Source organism: Ruegeria sp. HKCCA5491 (assembly GCF_013034565.1).
Lineage (GTDB): Bacteria > Pseudomonadota > Alphaproteobacteria > Rhodobacterales > Rhodobacteraceae > Ruegeria.
Genome location: NZ_WQGG01000001.1, coordinates 557,264 through 574,375, shown reverse-complemented (window position 1 = coordinate 574,375; position 17,112 = coordinate 557,264). Strand labels below are relative to the sequence as shown.

Below are 17,112 nucleotides of genomic sequence, written 5' to 3'. Positions count from 1 at the left end.
AATGCCCGACCTGCTGATCGAACTGTTCTCTGAAGAGATCCCCGCGCGTATGCAGACCCGCGCCGGTGAGGACCTGAAAAAGCGGATCACCGACGGTCTTGTCGAGGCCGGTCTGACCTATGCCGGGGCCGCCGCCCTGACCACGCCGCGCCGTTTGACGCTGGCAATCGAGGGCTTGCTAGCGGAAAGCCCCACCATTCATGAAGAACGCAAGGGGCCTAAAGTGGGCGCCCCGGACAAGGCGATTGAGGGCTTTTTGCGTGGTGCAGGTTTGACCCGCGATCAGTTGGAAGAGCGCGAAACCCCCAAAGGCGCAGTCTATTTCGCCACCATCGAAAAAACTGGACGTCCGGCTGCCGAGATCGTGGCCGAAGTGCTTGAAACCACCATTCGCAATTTCCCGTGGCCCAAGTCGATGCGCTGGGGCAGTGGACCATTACGCTGGGTGCGCCCGCTGCACTCGATCCTTTGCATTCTCAGCGATGAAGCGGGCACAACAGTTGTCCCGTTAGAGGTCGAGGGGATTAAATCCGGTGACACAACGGCCGGTCATCGTTTCATGGCGCCGGATCGTTTCGCGGTTTCGTCGTTTGACGATTATGCCGCCAAGCTGAAACGCGCGTTCGTCGTCCTGAACCCTGCGGACCGGGCCGAGCATATCTGGAACGACGCGCAAAACATGGCGTTTGCTGCTGGTTTGGAAGTGGTCGAGGATAAGGGCCTGCTGGCCGAGGTCTCGGGGCTGGTCGAATGGCCCGTGGTGCTGATGGGCAAGATCGACGACGAATTCCTCGACCTGCCGCCCGAGGTATTGCAGACCTCGATGAAAGAGCATCAGAAATTCTTTTCCGTGAAGAACCCCAAGACTGGCCGGATCGAACAGTTCATCACCGTAGCCAACCGCGAAACTGCCGACAATGGCGTGACCATTCTGGCGGGGAACCAAAAGGTGCTGTCGGCTCGTTTGGCTGACGCGAAATTCTTCTGGGAGAATGACCTGCGCATCGTCAAATCCGACGGATTTGAACCGTGGGTCGAAAAGCTGAATGCCGTTACCTTCCATGCACAGTTGGGCTCGCAGGGCGAACGGGTTCAGCGTATTGCTGCGCTGGCGCATGAGTTGGCCGGGGCTACGGGCGCGACGCCCGCGCTGGCGATGATGGCTGCACAGGCGTGCAAAGCCGACCTGTCATCCGAGATGGTGTTCGAATTTCCTGAGCTACAGGGCCTGATGGGCCGCTATTATGCTGACGCCGCTGATCTGCCGATCGAGGTGGGGCAGGCGAGCGAGGAGCATTATTCACCCCTTGGTCCGTCGGATGATGTGCCAACCGAACCGGTTTCGGTGGCGGTTGCGCTGGCTGACAAGTTGGACACGCTGACGGGGTTCTGGGCGATTGACGAAAAGCCCACCGGGTCGAAGGATCCCTTCGCTCTGCGCCGAGCAGCGCTTGGGGTGATCCGGTTGATCCTGACCAACGATCTGCGCCTGTCGTTGAAGGATACTTTTGCAGGGGCGCTTGGCAAATTGCTGAAGCTGCCCGAATGGCAGGCTGCCTTGCTTGAGGCCAAGGCGAAGCAAGCCAAGGCCGAGGATGCCGAGGCCGCCGCGCAAGAGGTTCACGGGCTGGCCCATCAGGTCGAAGCAGCGACCGCAATCGTTACCAATGCCCCGGCAGACCTGTTGTCTTTCTTCCACGACCGCCTCAAAGTGTTCCTGCGCGATGAGGGCATCCGACACGACATCATCGACGCCTGTATCGCGATGGACGGCAATGATGACCTCAACCTGTTGGTCAAACGCGCCCGCGCGCTGAATGCGGTGATCGCGACCGAGGATGGTGAGAACCTTGTGCAGGGGTTCAAACGCGCCAACAACATCCTGACGCAGGCCGAGGAAAAGGACGGTGTCGAATACTCGTACGGTGCGGACGTGAAATTCGCGGAAACCGACAGCGAAAAGGCGCTGTTTGCGGCACTGGATCACGCACAGGGGCAGATCGAGGCGGCGCAAAAGGCCGAGGATTTCCCCACCGCCATGACCGCTATGGCCGCCCTGCGTGGTCCGGTGGATGCGTTTTTCGAGGATGTTCAGGTTAACACCGACAACGATATCCTGCGCCGCAACCGCCTGAACCTGCTCAGCCAGATCCGGCAGGTTTGTGCGCGCGTGGCTGACCTCAGCAAGATCGAAGGTTAAGCCAGATCGCCCTTGCGCCACTGGTGCAGGGGCTTATGCTGCGGTGAAACCAAAAGGTGCCGCAGTGCAGAATAACCCGCATACCACGCTTATTACTCCGACAGCGCCCGTTGCGACCACATCTCATGGTGGCCGGGCGAAATGTCTGCAACGCCTTGTTCGTTTGGACTTGCCTGTGCCACGCACGGTGGCTTTGTCCTTTGATGCCGTGCAAAAGATCGCAAGTGGTCAGGTTCCTGACATTGACGCAATTCTTGAACAGTTTGATCAGGCTGCGTTGCTATGTGTCCGCCCAAGCTCTGAGGATCCTGACTGGGGCGGGCCTGGCGCTATCCTGAATATCGGGATGAATGACGCGCGCTATGTGGACCTGTCCGATTCAATGGGTGTCGAAGCTGCGGCGGCGCTTTACCTGCGTTTTGTCCAAAGCTTTGCCGTCCATGTCGCACGTTTGGATGCCGACGTATTTGACGATATCGACTCTGACGGCCGCGAAGGTCTGAAGCTATCGCTTCGCGCCTACGAAGATGAAACGGACGAAGCCTTTCCCCAGGATAGAGGAGAGCAACTGGTTGCCGTTCTCCGCTCGATGGCGCGGGCTTGGGACGGGACGTCCGCGCGCCTGTTGCGGCAGGCCAAGGGAGCCCCTGCGGATGCCGGGCTGGGTCTGGTCATTCAGGAAATGATCCCCGGTGTCGGGCAAGGCGAGTGTGGGTCGGGGGTGCTGCAACTGGTTGATCCCACGACCGGAATGCCGCAATTGACTGGCCGTTACCTTAGTCAGAGCCAGGGCCGCGATGCATTGGGCGAAGGCGTTTCCGCACTGTATTTGGAAAAGGACCCGCGCGGGACGTCTTTGGAAGACGTCGCGCCCGAGGCTTTTGCCGAACTTAAGGCGCACGCTGCCCTGATGCGCATTAAATTGCGCGAAGAGATGCAGGTCGAGTTTGTCATTGAAAACGGCCACGTCCATATTCTGGATGGCGTTCGCGTTCAGCGCAGCGCAAGGGCTTCTATGCGGATTGCCGTGCGGCTGGCCGAGGATGGTATCATCCCACCGCAAGAGGCTGTCATGCGGGTTGATCCGCATTCTCTGAACGAACTGTTGCACCGTCAGGTTCATCCCGAAGCGCGCCGGGATGTGCTGGCCACTGGCATCGCAGCCAGCCCCGGCGCAGCCACAGGAAAAATAGTATTCACCGCCGCCGAAGCGCAGGCCAGCGCAGCCCGGGGCGAGCCGTGTATTCTGGTCCGCCGCGAAACCGCGCCTGAAGACGTACGCGGGATGCATGCGGCCGTCGCGGTCTTGACCGAGAAGGGCGGGATGACCAGCCACGCAGCCGTTATCGGGCGCGGTCTGGGCCTGCCCTGTATCGTCGGCGCGTCCGAGATGCGGTTTCAGACGAAAAAGAAACTGCTGACGGCATCTGACGGGCGTGTGTTCCAGACTGGCGATACGCTGACCATTGATGGGACCTCCGGTCAGGTTCTTGCCGGGCAGCCCGCGATGCTGGAAGCCGCGCTGGATGACTGTTTCCAAACGCTAATGGGCTGGGCCGATGCCGAACGCGACATCGCCATCCGTGCCAACGCCGATACACCCGCCGACGCGCAAACTGCGCGAAACTTTCTGGCGCAGGGGATCGGCCTGTGCCGGACCGAGCATATGTTCTTTGATCCCGGCCGCCTGATCGTGATGCGCGAGATGATCTTTGCGCAAACCTCGTCGGGACGAGAGGCGGTGCTGGAACGGCTATTGCCGATGCAGCGCGACGATTTCGTGCAGCTTTTCCGGATCATGGAAGGTCAGCCCGTTTGTATCCGACTGTTCGATCCGCCTCTGCACGAGTTTCTGCCCACCACGCGCAGCGGTCAACGCGAGCTGGCCGAGGCGCTGGACCTTCCGGTGTCGGATGTCGAGCGCCGCGTCGCCGCCATGACCGAGTATAACCCGATGCTGGGGCTGCGCGGGGTTCGGCTGGGTGTCACTGTTCCCGAAATCTATGACATGCAGGCGCGAGCGATTTTCGAGGCAACGCTTGAGGCCAGCAAGAACGGTGCACCCGTTGTGCCCGAGGTGATGATCCCGCTGGTTTCGGCCAAGCGTGAGGTCGAGCTTGTGAAATCCCGTATCGATTCCGTCGCAGCCTCGGTTGCATCCGAACAGGGGCAGGAGTTCGAGTACCGTCTAGGGGTCATGGTCGAAACACCGCGTGCATGTCTGCGAGCGGATGAGATCGCGCCACAGACTTCGTTTCTCAGCTTTGGGACGAACGACCTGACCCAGATGACCTATGGGCTTTCCCGAGATGACGCGGGGCGCTTTATGTCGGCTTACGTTCGGCAGGGTGTTTTCGCCGAAGACCCGTTCCACGTGCTTGATCCGGACGGTGTGGGCGAGTTGCTAAGATTGGGGGCCGAGCGCGGCAGACAGGCCCAGCCGGACGTGACTTTGTCCGTCTGCGGCGAGCACGGGGGCAATCCCGAATCAATTGCCATCTGCCGAGAGCTCGGATTCGATTATGTGTCCTGTTCACCGTTCCGTGTGCCGGTCGCTCGGCTGGCTGCCGCGCAATTAGCGATTTCGTCCAGACTTGGGGGTTGACACTTACCCTTTCCGCTAGGATTAGTAGGAAACAAAACACGCCGTCGTCGATCATTTTTGACGTTACGGCGATTTTCCACTTGCTTTTCCGCGAAAACTGGACGTTTCCGTTTCAATTCGGTATGAGCCTCGTCGCGCCCGCCGGGGGAGGGTTTGGCGCGGAATGTGCCTGTGCGAGGTTATCTGATGCTACGATACATACTGGCTGTTGCCACATTGGCAGCAACCGTGCTGCCGAGTGTTTCCGTCGCTGAGAGGGAAACCACGGATACTGCCAAGCGTGAACTTGTGACGCGGAGCGAATTGCCTGGTCAGAATTTCCGTGAATATCTGAGTTTGTTCAAACCGCGAAAAACGGTTGAACCACAAAAAATGTCTTACTCGAAGTCATGGCTGGACGAACAGCCTGCGGCTGCGGGGGATGAACACTTCAAGTGTTTGGCCGAGGCGCTGTACTTTGAGGCCCGTGGCGAAAGCGTTCGCGGCCAGTTTGCCGTGGCCGAAGTTATTCTGAACCGTGTCAAAAGCAGCCGGTTTCCAGATTCGCTGTGCGGTGTGATCAAGCAGGGGACAGGCAAAAAGTACCAATGCCAGTTCACTTATACCTGTGATGGACGCAAGGAAGTGATCCACGAGAAGAAGGCCTACGAGCGTGTGTCGAAAGTCGCGCGGGCGGCCATTGATGGTGTAGTCGGTGAAATGACCGAAGGTGCCACGCATTACCACACCACTGCGGTTCGCCCGTCCTGGTCGCGTGTGTACAAGGAAACGGCGCGCATTGGCGTGCACATTTTCTACCGTCACAACTATCGGACGGCGAGCAACTAACTGACGCACCCGCGCTGGAAGCTTGCTGGCGCGGGATGTTTTTTGACTTATGTTGCTGGCCGGGAGGCCCGTAATGACATTGAACCGCAGACAATTCATGCAAACGACTGCTGCGGCGGTCGTTTTGCCCAGCTTTGGGTGGGCTTCATACCCTGCGCTTGTGGCTCAGGAAGCTGTGCAACAGATTGCCCCGGAAGGGTTTTCTAAGACGCGCGTCTGGACCTATGGCGGTCGGGTGCCCGGTTCGGAAATCCGGGTATCTCAGGGTGCGCGCGTCCAACGAAGATTGTCGAACACTCTGCCGCAGCCGACAACCGTGCATTGGCACGGGATTCGCATCGACAACGCAATGGACGGTGTACCGGGGCTGACTCAGGATGTCGTTCAACCGGGATCTTCCTTTGACTATGATTTCAAGGTCCCAGATGCCGGAACATATTGGTATCACGCGCATAATCGCTCGATGGAGCAGGTTGCGCGGGGGCTTTACGGGCCGCTGATCGTTGAAGAGGCGGTCGCGCCGGATGTCGATCGCGATCTGACATTGATGTTGGATGATTGGCGACTGGACCCTGAAACCGCGCAAATCATGGACGATTTTGGGAATGGTCATGACCTGAGCCATGCGGGACGGCTGGGAAACCTTGTTTCCGTCAATGGGCGGTTTGATCCTGCCTATTCGGTGGACGGCGGCGAGAGGTTGCGTTTACGACTGATTAACGCGTCCAATGCCAGGATATTTGATCTTGGGCTGGATGGCTTGACCGGTTGGATCGTTGCACTTGACGGTATGCCCTTAGAGGGTCCGCTAGAGGTCAGCGACAGATTTCCCCTGGCACCGGCGCAAAGGGTAGACCTGATCGTGGATGTCCGGGCAGAACCTTTTGGTACTGCGAACCTCGTGAGTTTTGAAAGGGACGGTAGCTATGGGCTGGTTCGGTTCGGCGTTTCCGGCCCGTCGAAACCTGCTCGAGCCGGAATTACGCCATTGGTCCCGAACCAAATGCCTGAGGTCTTGGTTGAGGATACTCCTCTGCATCGAATGGAGATGCAGGGAGGCGCGATGCGTTGGCTGGACACGGCAAGGATCGGAGAGACAGAGCTTTCGGGGCAGGAACTGGCTCAGCTCGGGCGGTTTTGGGCATTGAACGGCAATGCCGAGCGACCGGCAGAGCCGTTTTTGGATGTCCAAAAGGGGACGACCCATAGGATCGAGTTCGTCAACGAGACTGCGTTTCCACACGCGATGCACTTACACGGTCACCATTTTCGCCTGATCCTTCAGGACGGGACCTTGGGCCCGTGGCGTGATACTGTTTTGGTTGAGCGTGGGCAAACCCGTCAAATCGCACTTGTGGCGGATAATCCGGGCGACTGGCTGTTGCATTGTCATATGCTGGGACATGCTGCTTCGGGTATGATGAGCTGGTTCCGCGTCACCTGACGCCGCATTCGACGACTAGAAAGGCGTTTGTTGCGGTGTTATACGCGCCCGCATCGTTTAATTTGGGTAAGCCCGTCCCAAAAGCCCGAAAAGGTTCGCTGCATGAGTTCCGAAATCCGTCTTGCCTTTGCGCACCCCTCTGAGCGGTCCGAGGCAACTGCCACTCTGGGGCCGTTGGATCGCATTTCTCTGCGCGACCATATTGTCGAAGTTGAGATCGGCGCATTTCAGGCGGAGCGCGGTACGACGCAGCGCATCTGCTTTAACATAGTTGTTGAAGTGCGCCCGCTGACCGATCCTATCGACGATGATGTTGACCGGATTTTGTCCTATGACCGGGTGACAGAAGCAATCGCATATGAACTGGCCGCCGAGCGTCTAAACCTGCTGGAAACACTGGCCGACCGGATTGCGGAACGAATTTTGCTTGAGCCTCAGGCTGTAAGGGCTTTTGTAAGAATAGAAAAATTGGATCGCGGCCCAGGTGCCTTGGGCGTTGAGATCGTGCGTGGCCGGGATATGGCCCATCATGATCTGGTCGAGGAAGAGCGCCCGCACCCGCGACTGGTATTCTTGTCGAACGAGGCCATTGCGTCCGACAATCTGACCGGTTGGATTGATCAGTTGGAGAACCGTAAACGCCCGCTGATCCTTTGTGTCGGGGCCGCAGATATGGCGGTTCCGCAAACAGGGCACGCGATGACACAGCGTCGGATTGACCTGCTGGCCATCGAACAAAATGCTTGGGTGCTGGCCGCGCGGGATCATCGCTGCGTCGTTGTGTCGACCCGAACGGAACTGGATTGGGCGATGAAGAACGGCCAGATTTGTGTATGGGCACCGTCCAAGATTGTTCTAGACGCGGTGGATGGACCGTCTGCCGCTCCTTCTGATGCAGTTGCATTGGCCGCATGGTTCGCCGCGACTTTTGAGGCCAGCGAGATGATGGTGATCGGTGGGGGCTTGCCCGAAGCGCCGAAAACCCCGTTGCGTGCAGTACCCGTGGATCAGGCGCGACTGTGACAGAATACTACCGCCCTTTGGTTCAGCATGGCCCGGCTCGTCCCGATGGGGCAGTAGCCTTGGCTGGGCAGCAGCTTTGGTTTTCTCACGTAGAGCGGCTTAGCCGCGTGGATGCCCCTGTGGTTCTTCCGGTTGGCGAAGTACCGGATCCGGACTTGGATCGCTTGACGAGACCACGCCAGCCGGTTGCTGGTCTGGCGATGGACCGCCCTCAGATCATGGGTATCTTGAACGCCACGCCCGACAGTTTTTCGGACGGTGGGCTTCACAACTCGGTCCATGCGGCACAGGCGGCTGCGCGGGCTATGGTTGACCATGATGCAAGCATTCTGGACATCGGCGGTGAATCCACACGGCCCGGTGCCTCTTTTGTGCCTGAAGCCGAAGAAATCGCGCGGACCGAACCGCTGATCAGGGCAATTCGGGCTGAAACGAATGCGCTCATTTCCATAGATACGCGCAAATCTTCGGTTGCAAAGGCCGCGTGGAAGGCGGGCGCAGGGCTGATCAATGATGTCTCGGGCTTCACTTTTGATCCGCAACTGGCGCCGTTTTGTGCCGAGGTTGGTGCGCCGGTCTGCATTATGCATATGCAGGGTGATCCGGCCACGATGCAGGATAATCCCACTTATGATGACGTTCTGCTGGATGTGTATGATTTTCTAGACGGCCAAGTGAATTATCTGGAGCGGCTGGGGCTGGACCGCAGCAAGGTCCTGGTCGATCCGGGGATTGGCTTTGGCAAATCCGAGGCCCATAACCTGACTCTGCTCCAGAACCTCAGCCTGTTTCACGGGTTGGGCTGTCCGATTCTATTGGGTGTATCGCGCAAGGGCTTTATCGGCCAGATCGGCAAAGAGACGCGCAAGGATGCCCGTGCGCCGGGGTCGATTGCAGTCGGGTTGGCAGGTCTGGCACAAGGGGTGCAGATCCTGCGGGTACATGACGTAGCTGAGACGGCTCAAGCCTTGCGTCTTTGGGCTGCCGTCCGGTAAGCCATCTACAGGCAAGAATTTACGGAGTGACATCTATGCGCAAGCTGTTCGGAACCGACGGGGTGCGGGGCACCGCGAACACGCATCCGATAACGGCTGAGATGGCCCTTCGCATCGGTGCGGCGGTTGGGCGGTATTTCCGCCGTAGTCAATCCGGAGCACACCGGGTGGTAATCGGTAAGGATACGCGTCTGTCAGGCTATATGCTGGAAAGTGCTTTGACGGCCGGTTTGACGTCGACAGGTATGAACGTGCTTTTGCTTGGGCCGGTGCCGACTCCGGCGGTGGGTCTGATGACCCGGTCAATGCGTGCTGATTTGGGGGTCATGATCTCAGCCAGTCACAATCCGGCGGAAGATAACGGAATTAAGTTCTTTGGTCCTGACGGGTACAAGCTGTCCGATCAGGCCGAGATCGAGATTGAGAAACTAATCGAAGAAGGTGTGCGCCCAGCCCAAGCGCAGAATATCGGGCGTGCGCGGAGGGTTGACGATGCGCGTTTCCGCTATGGTGAGCGTATCAAGTCGTCATTGTCCCGCGATTTACGACTGGACGGGTTGAAGGTCGTGGTGGACTGTGCAAACGGTGCCGCGCACCGGACCGCGCCCGAGGTTCTTTGGGAACTGGGGGCCGAGGTTGTTCCCGTTGGCGTTGCGCCCAACGGCAAGAACATCAATTTGAACTGTGGTTCAACCAAGCCGCAACTGGCCGCAGAAACGGTTGTGGCGCATGGTGCAGACGTTGGGATTTGCCTTGACGGTGATGCGGATCGCGTCGTCATGATCGACGAACACGGACAAGTGGCCGACGGTGATCAGTTGATGGCATTGCTGGCAACCTCGTGGGCCAAGGCCGAAAGGCTTAATGGCGGCGCTTTGGTTGCTACGGTCATGTCAAACCTTGGGTTGGAGCGGTATCTCATCGCTCAGGGGCTGCGGCTGGAGCGAACGGCGGTCGGCGACCGTTATGTGGTTGAGCGGATGCGTGAAGGCGGGTTCAATCTGGGTGGCGAGCAATCCGGCCATATCGTCATGAGCGATTTTGCGACGACCGGCGATGGTCTTATGGCGGGGCTGCATTTCCTGGCCGAGATGGTCCATTCTGGCCGCAAGGCATCCGAGCTTTCGGCGCAGTTCGAAACCGTGCCTCAGTTGTTGAAGAACGTGCGTTATGCAGACGGGCAGACGCCGTTGGAATCCGCAAGCGTTCAGGCCGCAATCGCGGATGCCGAGGCGCGTTTGAACGGGCAGGGGCGTCTTCTTATTCGCAAGTCTGGGACCGAGCCGCTGATCCGTGTCATGGCAGAATGCGAGGACGATGCCTTGTTGGGTCAGGTCGTCGACGGTATCGTGGCCGAAGTCGAGGCTGTTACCGGTTAGTAACCAAACAGCATCTTGCGCAGGCTGAACCATTGGCTGATCGCCAAGCCGGTCAGGATCATGGCTAGGGCGACGAAGAACCAAAGTGGCAACGCTTCGGACAAAATCCATGCGCCAAAAACCATTGACCAGATTGGGACCTGGTAATTCACCAGCGTCAGAAAAACCGATCCTGCGCTGCGGATGATCGAAACGCGCAGCAATGTGGCAAGCGCCGTTGGCACGAGGCCAAGTGCAATGATGGCTAGGCTTGGTCGAGTACCTTCCCATGCCGGCAACCCTTCGGTCATCAACATGATGGGAAGCAAGATGATCGCGCCAACCAACAGGGTCAGGGCGGCCAGAACCACGGGGTCAATCGGTGGGCACCGTCGTGTGAAGATGGATGCGCAGGCGTAGCACAGAGCGGCGCTGACGCAGGCCAGTTGGGCCAGAGGTTCCGTGCCTTGCCCGATCTGCGCCAATCCCGGTCCGATCAGCACCAGCGCGCCGGAAAATCCAAGACATACACCCACAAGGCGGCGCGCATTCAGAGGCTCATCCGAGAAGAAATGCGCCAGCGGCAGAACCATCAGTGGAATTGCGGCCATCGACAGACCTGCAAAAGCCGACGGTACAAATTGCTGCCCCCAGCTCAACAACAGGAAGGGTAGGGCCGAGGACAGGATGCCGATGATCACAATCGACCACCACAGTGCCGCAGAAAATCCCGGCATCCGACGTTTTGTGACGGCCACAAGCCCCAGCAACGTCACCGCACCCAAAGTGGTGCGCGCGGTCGCGACTGTGATCGGTCCGTACCCTTCAAGCGCCATGGCGACGACCATGAATGTGCCGCCCCAGATCAGGCCCAGAGAGAATACACCGCTCCAGTCGCGGGATGTGGGTTGATTGACCATTTACGCCCTCCGGCCCGGACAAAAAGGGCGACCCGTGGGCCGCCCTTTCGCACTATCCCAAAAGGATCAGTTCTTTTCTTTGTCGACCATTTTACCAGCCGAGATCCAGGGCATCATGGCGCGCAGCTTGGCACCGGTTTCCTCGATCATGTGCTCGTCATTGGCACGGCGCGACGCTTTGATGGTCGGCTGGCCAACGGCGTTTTCCAGCATGAAGTCACGAACGAATTTACCCTGCTGAATGTCGTTCAGAACCTCTTTCATGCGCGCTTTGGTCTCGTCGTATTTCAGGATACGCGGGCCGGTGACGTACTGGCCGTACTCAGCCGTGTTCGAGATCGAGTAGTCCATGTTGGCGATGCCGCCTTCATAGATCAGGTCCACGATCAGCTTCACTTCGTGCAGACACTCGAAATAGGCCATTTCAGGCGCGTAACCTGCCTCGACCAGCGTTTCAAAGCCGCAGCGGATCAGTTCGACCAGACCGCCGCACAGAACGGCCTGCTCACCGAACAGGTCGGTTTCGCATTCTTCACGGAAGTTGGTTTCGATGATGCCCGAGCGGCCGCCACCGATGGCCGAGCAATACGACAGGCCAATTTCCAGCGCCTTGCCGGTTTCGTCCTTATCGACGGCAACTAGACAGGGTACGCCGCCGCCTTTGACATATTCGCCACGAACGGTGTGGCCGGGACCTTTGGGGGCCATCATGATGACGTCGACGCCTTCTTTCGGCTCAATCAGGCCGAAGTGGACGTTCAGGCCGTGGGCAAAGGCAATGGCCGAGCCGGGCTTGATGTTGTCATGCACATATTTCTTGTAGGTTTCGGCCTGCAGTTCATCGGGCATGGTGAACATGATCAGGTCACACCATGCGGCTGCTTCGGCGATGCCCATCACGGTCAGACCTTCGGCTTCGGCTTTCTTGGCCGAGGCCGAGCCTTCGCGCAGCGCAACGACAAGGTTCTTTGCGCCCGAGTCACGCAGGTTCAGTGCGTGGGCATGGCCTTGGCTACCATAGCCCAGGATGGCCACTTTCTTGTCTTTGATCAGGTTGATGTCGCAATCGCGATCGTAATAGACGCGCATGTCGCTGGTCCTTTCTGTTTAACTTGGCGACGGTTCTACTTGCGATCTTTTGGGATGGCGATAGCGTTTTCCTTGTTATTGAGTGTGGATTGTGAGAAATTATTCTCTCAATTGCCACAATTGGAAAAATTCATGCTCGATGACGTCGATCGGCGAATCCTGCGCCATTTTCAATCTGATCCCACATTGTCGACTGCGGAACTGGCCGAGCGCAGTCGTATCAGCGCAAGCCTGTGTTGGCGTCGCATTGAAAAGATGCAGGAAGCCGGCGTGGTCGAAGGGCAGGAGGCCATCATCGACTGGGCCGCGCTGGGGTATGCCGTAGAAGTATCGCTTCGGGTCACGCTGGATAAAACGCAACCCCGCGCGTTTGACGAGTTTACAGCGGCCGCCCGTCAGGTGCCCGAGGTGATAGAGATTCAAACCTTTCTGGGCCGTGTGGATGTTCGGTTGTCGATATTGGCGCGGGATATGTCCCACTATCAGAAACTCTATCGGGATCAGATTCTTACTCTGCCGCATATCGCGGATATCGAGGCCCTGATGCACATCGCGCGCGTCAAAAGCGAAGTGGCTCTTCCAGTATGATCGAGTTGGATGAGATCGACCGCAATATCCTGCGCGCTTTGGTGCAGGAGGCATCGCAAAGCGCAGGGGCATTGGGGCGCAAGTTGGGACTGTCGCAACCCGCTACCTGGCGCCGTATTCGGCGACTGGAAGATGCAGGGGTGATAAAGGGTCGCCGCTTGCGTTTGAACGCCGAAGCTTTGGGTTTTGGCGTGACGGTCTTTCTTGGCGTCAAACTGGCCCGCAAAGGGCAGGTGAGCCTTGAGGACTTTGAACGCGCCGTCAGCGCAATCCCCGAAGTGCAAACCGTCGAGCACGTACTAGGGCTGTATGACTATCGGTTGCGGGTCGTTGCACGCGACCTTGCTGACTTTGAGCGTGTCCTGCGACGGCGAATCATGACCTTGCCCGGAGCCGGAGATGTCGAGGCCAATGTTCTTCTCAGCGAAGAGCGATTGCCCGGACCAATCGGCTAAATCAGTATTTTGTGCGGATGCGGTACTCCGGATGATGGGTCATCCGCGCAAAGGTCATGGGCTGACCGTTCTTCCATGTGGTGCGTTCAAGTTGAATCATGGATGCCCCTGCTGTGGTCCCCATGAATTCAGCCAGGCGACCATCCGCAGACACCGCGCAGAATGCGACCTCGGCTTCGGTGAAAGGAGCTGCATTCAACAACCACTCGTGCGGGCCATGTGCGTTCAGATCGGCGTGCTCAACTTCTGGGACGGCATCTATGTTGATCCAGCGTTCTTCCAGTTGGAAGGGGCGATTGTCGGCGTAATGCATGCAAATCACGTGCAGCACCCGCACGTCCGGCGAAACGCTAAGCTGTGATGCAAGCCAACCCGGACTTGCAACCACGTTCCGTTCGACCAAGGAATACCGGTAGGTAGAGTTTTGGTTTTCAACCGACTGACGTGCCAGCGAAAATTCCAACTTTGCATGTTTGCTGGGCTCTTTTTTGACGCGCGTACCACTTTTACGCTTTCGCTCGACAAAGCCTTGTTCGGCCAATTCTCGTAAGGCCCGGTTCACGGTTGCGCGCGCGCAATTGAACTCTTCAGCGAGTTGCGTTTCCGTCGGCAGCAAGGATCCCTGTGGCCAAATACGAGTTTCGATTCGCCTTTTAACCTCGTCCCGAACAACCTGAAAACTGATCCGTTTTTGCGCCGTCACGACCCGAATTACCTTTCTTCCATAAAGTGAGTGTATCTGGTCAGAAACACGCATCGGTGTAAAGGGGCGTTGACACTGTTTGGCGTCACATTTTGGGGTGTTTTTCGCCAAAAAAATCAAGTTTTCTATTGAACTTATGGGCTTCCCTGACGTCAATTGCGTTCGGCAGGTATCACTTGCCACCAAGTGCCCGTATTTGGGGCCGGCAATGCAAAGTGAAAGGACGTGTCATGCCAGCACTATTGGATACCGTTGACCCAAATGGGCTTGAAGAATTTTCGGTCGTCTTTACGGACCGTTCTCTGAATCACATGTCGGTACAGTTTCAGCAGGTCATGCGGGACATTTCGGCGATGCTAAAAGACGTCTACAACGCGGACGGCGTCGCGGTTATCCCCGGAGGCGGCACCTATGGCATGGAAGCCGTCGCGCGTCAGTTTGCCCGGAATCGAAATGTTCTGGTCGTTCGCAACGGATGGTTCTCTTATCGTTGGAGCCAGATCATAGAAACCGGCGGTTTGACGGCCTCGACAACGGTGCTCAAGGCGCGGCAGGTCGGGAACTCCAGCCCTTCGCCTTTCGAACCAGCTCCAATCGAAGATGTCGTTGCGACCATACAAGATCAGCGCCCGGATGTGGTGTTCGCCCCGCACGTGGAAACGTCGGCGGGTGTCATTCTGCCCGACGACTACGTGACAAAAATGGCTAGAGCCGCTCATGAGGTTGGTGCGCTGATGGTGCTGGATTGCATCGCGTCGGGATGCGCGTGGGTCGACATGAAGGCTACAGGTGTCGATGTTCTGATCTCTGCCCCTCAGAAAGGGTGGAGCGCGTCGCCCTGCGCCGGTTTGGTTATGTTGTCCGAGCGCGCAGAGGCGCGGTTGGAAGAAACCACCTCAGACAGCTTTGCGATAGACTTGAAAAAATGGCGTCAGATCATGGCGGCATACGAAAACGGTGGCCACGCGTATCACGCGACGATGCCGACGGATGCTTTACGCGCCTTTCGTGACACGATGGTTGAAACCCGCGACTATGGATTTGACAAGCTACGCCGCGCGCAATGGGCGCTGGGTGACGGTGTCCGCGCGATGTTGAAGGAAAAGGGCGTGATCTCTGTCGCGGCCGATGGCTTTGGCGCACCCGGGGTGGTGGTAAGCTATACGTCAGACCCGGACGTGCAAAACGGCAAGAAATTCGCCGCTCTGGGCATGCAGATCGCGGCTGGTGTGCCCCTTCAATGCGATGAACCGGAAGGGTTCAGCACATTCCGGCTGGGTCTGTTCGGACTGGATAAGTTGTATGACGTAGACAGGACCATCGCACGGTTGAAACGCGTCTTGGATCAGGTTCTTTGAGCGTCGGCCTTCACCGAACGCCAAGGCCCATCTGCATCAGTGTCTTTCGCACCGTCGGCAGCGAATAGAGGGCGTTCAGCCCCATCGCCCGAGCATCACGCAACGCCCGCGTTTCGATCATCGAGGCGCGGTTAAGAAGGTCGATGCCTTTGACCCTCATCGCGATCTCGGTGTGTCGGGCTTTGTGATAGGCATCCAGCATTTGCACGTCACCAAGGCCCTCGGGCCGTTCAGCGGCAAGGTCCAGCAGGCTGCGAAGATCACCCAGTGACATATTCAGACCCTGCGCGCCAATGGGCGGAACGACATGCGCAGCCTCGGCCATCAATGCGATCCGTTCCCCGGACAGACGTTCAGCCGACTGGCTGACGATCGGCCAGATGGTTCGCTGCGAGGCAAGTTTCAGCGGGCCGAACAACCCGCAAGAGCGTTCGGTCATGGCGGCCTCAAACGCTTGCGGCTCGGTGTTCAGCAACTCGACCGCGCGCGGTCCACGTTCCATCCACACAACCGCGGAAGAAGGCTGACCCTGCCAGTCCGGTAGAGGGACCAGAGTGAATGGGCCACCGGATCGGTGAATCTCGGTCGAGACATTGTCGTGAGGGATTGGGTGCGTTACTGCAAAGGCCAGCGCCTTTTGCCCGTAGCGCGTTGTTTGCACAGAAATTCCAGCAGCTTCGCGCATCGGGGAATCGCGCCCATCGGCAGCCACAACAAGTTTGCAAGAAACACGGCTGCCATCACTCAGTCCGACGCGGGCGTGGGCGGTGCGGGTGAACAGGCTGGCGGTTCCGGTCCCCGGGCGGAAATCGACATTCGGAAGTTCAGCCAGACGGTTCACCATTTCGCGCCGAAGCAACCAGTTCGGCAGGTTCCAGCCAAAGGGCTGATCCGAAATGTCGGAGGCGTCAAAGTCCCGCACCACACGTGGTTCAGGCACATCACCGCCTGCATCCACGATACGCATGATCTGAAGAGGGGCGGCATGCGGGGCCAGCTTTTCCCACAGCCCACATTGTTCTAGCAAGCCACGCGCAGGTTGCAAAAACGCCGTGGTCCGCATGTCTGAGCCGTCGACATCGCGTTCGGTAACTGGTGGGGCAGGGTCGACGCACACGACGTCAAACCCGGCTGTCCCAAAGGCTGCCGCAGCAGTCAAACCGGCAATCCCGCCACCAGAAATCAGGATGTCACAGCTTTCAGTCATGGCCTTGGTCTCCGTATCTTAGGCAGACCCTAGTGCGGTTCCAAGGCGCGTGCCAAGTGACATCCTGTCCCGTGTCTTAACCTCGGGTAATCAGCAAAAGGATCAAGAACATCACCGGCACCATCATCACGGCGGGGATGTAAAGGCCCGGCAGGCCGAACAACAGGGTCGAACAACCCCACATGCTGAAGATCGCAAGTGCGGCATAGCCCCAATCCTCGGCCTCACCATGGGCAACGTCTTTGGCCATCCAGCCAAACAGGGGAATTGCAAACAACAGACGCTGCCAGATTGGCAGGCGCCGAGGAGCCTCGATCGCGGTCATGGGTGTCTCCGTTT

Annotated in this window: 15 protein-coding genes; 10 read left to right on the top strand and 5 right to left on the bottom strand. The window is 58.2% G+C overall.

The window, feature by feature from the left end:
• Nucleotide 1: 1 nt before the first annotated feature.
• The 7 genes from glyS (at nt 2) to glmM (ending at nt 10,474) form a co-directional block, all read left to right on the top strand.
• On the top strand, nt 2-2,200 hold the full coding sequence (gene glyS, locus GOV88_RS02675) for a glycine--tRNA ligase subunit beta (protein ID WP_171239465.1): 2,199 nt from the start codon (nt 2-4) through the stop codon (nt 2,198-2,200).
• A 43-nt stretch (nt 2,201-2,243) separates the two neighbouring features.
• Nucleotides 2,244-4,805, top strand: coding sequence for a pyruvate, phosphate dikinase (locus GOV88_RS02670; RefSeq protein ID WP_171122849.1), 2,562 nt, complete (start codon nt 2,244-2,246; stop codon nt 4,803-4,805).
• Between the two features lie 186 nt (nt 4,806-4,991).
• The gene (locus GOV88_RS02665) at nt 4,992-5,633 is read left to right on the top strand and encodes a cell wall hydrolase (protein WP_171210581.1); all 642 of its coding nucleotides are present in this window, start codon (nt 4,992-4,994) and stop codon (nt 5,631-5,633) included.
• 73 nt (nt 5,634-5,706) lie between these two features.
• Nucleotides 5,707-7,077: a multicopper oxidase family protein gene (locus GOV88_RS02660; RefSeq protein ID WP_171239464.1), complete on the top strand. Its 1,371-nt coding sequence runs from the start codon at nt 5,707-5,709 to the stop codon at nt 7,075-7,077.
• Nucleotides 7,078-7,179: 102 nt separating this feature from the next.
• Complete coding sequence (locus GOV88_RS02655; protein ID WP_171210583.1) at nt 7,180-8,100, top strand: dihydroneopterin aldolase; 921 nt, start codon at nt 7,180-7,182, stop codon at nt 8,098-8,100.
• A complete protein-coding gene (gene folP, locus GOV88_RS02650; RefSeq protein WP_171239463.1) occupies nt 8,097-9,095 on the top strand; it encodes a dihydropteroate synthase in 999 nt (332 codons plus the stop codon). The genes GOV88_RS02655 and folP overlap by 4 nt, the downstream gene beginning before the upstream one ends.
• Before the next feature lie 35 nt (nt 9,096-9,130).
• Nucleotides 9,131-10,474, top strand: a complete 1,344-nt coding sequence (gene glmM / locus GOV88_RS02645) for a phosphoglucosamine mutase (protein ID WP_171239462.1) — start codon at nt 9,131-9,133, stop codon at nt 10,472-10,474.
• On the opposite strand, the gene GOV88_RS02640 is transcribed toward glmM, so the two are convergent.
• Nucleotides 10,471-11,373 (bottom strand): DMT family transporter, encoded by a 903-nt coding sequence (locus tag GOV88_RS02640; RefSeq protein ID WP_171239461.1) that lies wholly within the window; start codon nt 11,371-11,373, stop codon nt 10,471-10,473. The two genes, glmM and GOV88_RS02640, sit on opposite strands and share 4 nt — an antisense overlap.
• Nucleotides 11,374-11,439: 66 nt before the next feature.
• Entirely contained in the window at nt 11,440-12,462 is a 1,023-nt protein-coding gene (gene ilvC / locus GOV88_RS02635) for a ketol-acid reductoisomerase (protein ID WP_171121092.1), read from the bottom strand.
• A 132-nt stretch (nt 12,463-12,594) separates the two neighbouring features.
• Here ilvC and GOV88_RS02630 point away from each other — a divergent pair, with 132 nt between their 5' ends.
• Both GOV88_RS02630 and GOV88_RS02625 read left to right on the top strand, forming a co-directional pair.
• Nucleotides 12,595-13,050, top strand: coding sequence for an Lrp/AsnC family transcriptional regulator (locus GOV88_RS02630; RefSeq protein WP_171239460.1), 456 nt, complete (start codon nt 12,595-12,597; stop codon nt 13,048-13,050).
• A complete protein-coding gene (locus GOV88_RS02625; protein WP_171122861.1) occupies nt 13,047-13,505 on the top strand; it encodes an Lrp/AsnC family transcriptional regulator in 459 nt (152 codons plus the stop codon). The genes GOV88_RS02630 and GOV88_RS02625 overlap by 4 nt, the downstream gene beginning before the upstream one ends.
• Nucleotide 13,506: 1 nt before the next feature.
• Here the strand turns inward: GOV88_RS02625 and GOV88_RS02620 are convergent, their stop codons facing one another.
• Complete coding sequence (locus GOV88_RS02620) at nt 13,507-14,208, bottom strand: GntR family transcriptional regulator (RefSeq protein WP_171239459.1); 702 nt, start codon at nt 14,206-14,208, stop codon at nt 13,507-13,509.
• A 230-nt stretch (nt 14,209-14,438) separates the two neighbouring features.
• Here GOV88_RS02620 and GOV88_RS02615 point away from each other — a divergent pair, with 230 nt between their 5' ends.
• The gene (locus GOV88_RS02615) at nt 14,439-15,566 is read left to right on the top strand and encodes an aminotransferase class V-fold PLP-dependent enzyme (RefSeq protein WP_171239458.1); all 1,128 of its coding nucleotides are present in this window, start codon (nt 14,439-14,441) and stop codon (nt 15,564-15,566) included.
• Nucleotides 15,567-15,576: 10 nt separating this feature from the next.
• Here the strand turns inward: GOV88_RS02615 and GOV88_RS02610 are convergent, their stop codons facing one another.
• Entirely contained in the window at nt 15,577-16,773 is a 1,197-nt protein-coding gene (locus tag GOV88_RS02610; RefSeq protein ID WP_171239457.1) for a UbiH/UbiF family hydroxylase, read from the bottom strand.
• 76 nt (nt 16,774-16,849) lie between these two features.
• Nucleotides 16,850-17,098: a hypothetical protein gene (locus tag GOV88_RS02605; RefSeq protein WP_171121098.1), complete on the bottom strand. Its 249-nt coding sequence runs from the start codon at nt 17,096-17,098 to the stop codon at nt 16,850-16,852.
• Between the last annotated feature and the right edge of the window lie 14 nt (nt 17,099-17,112).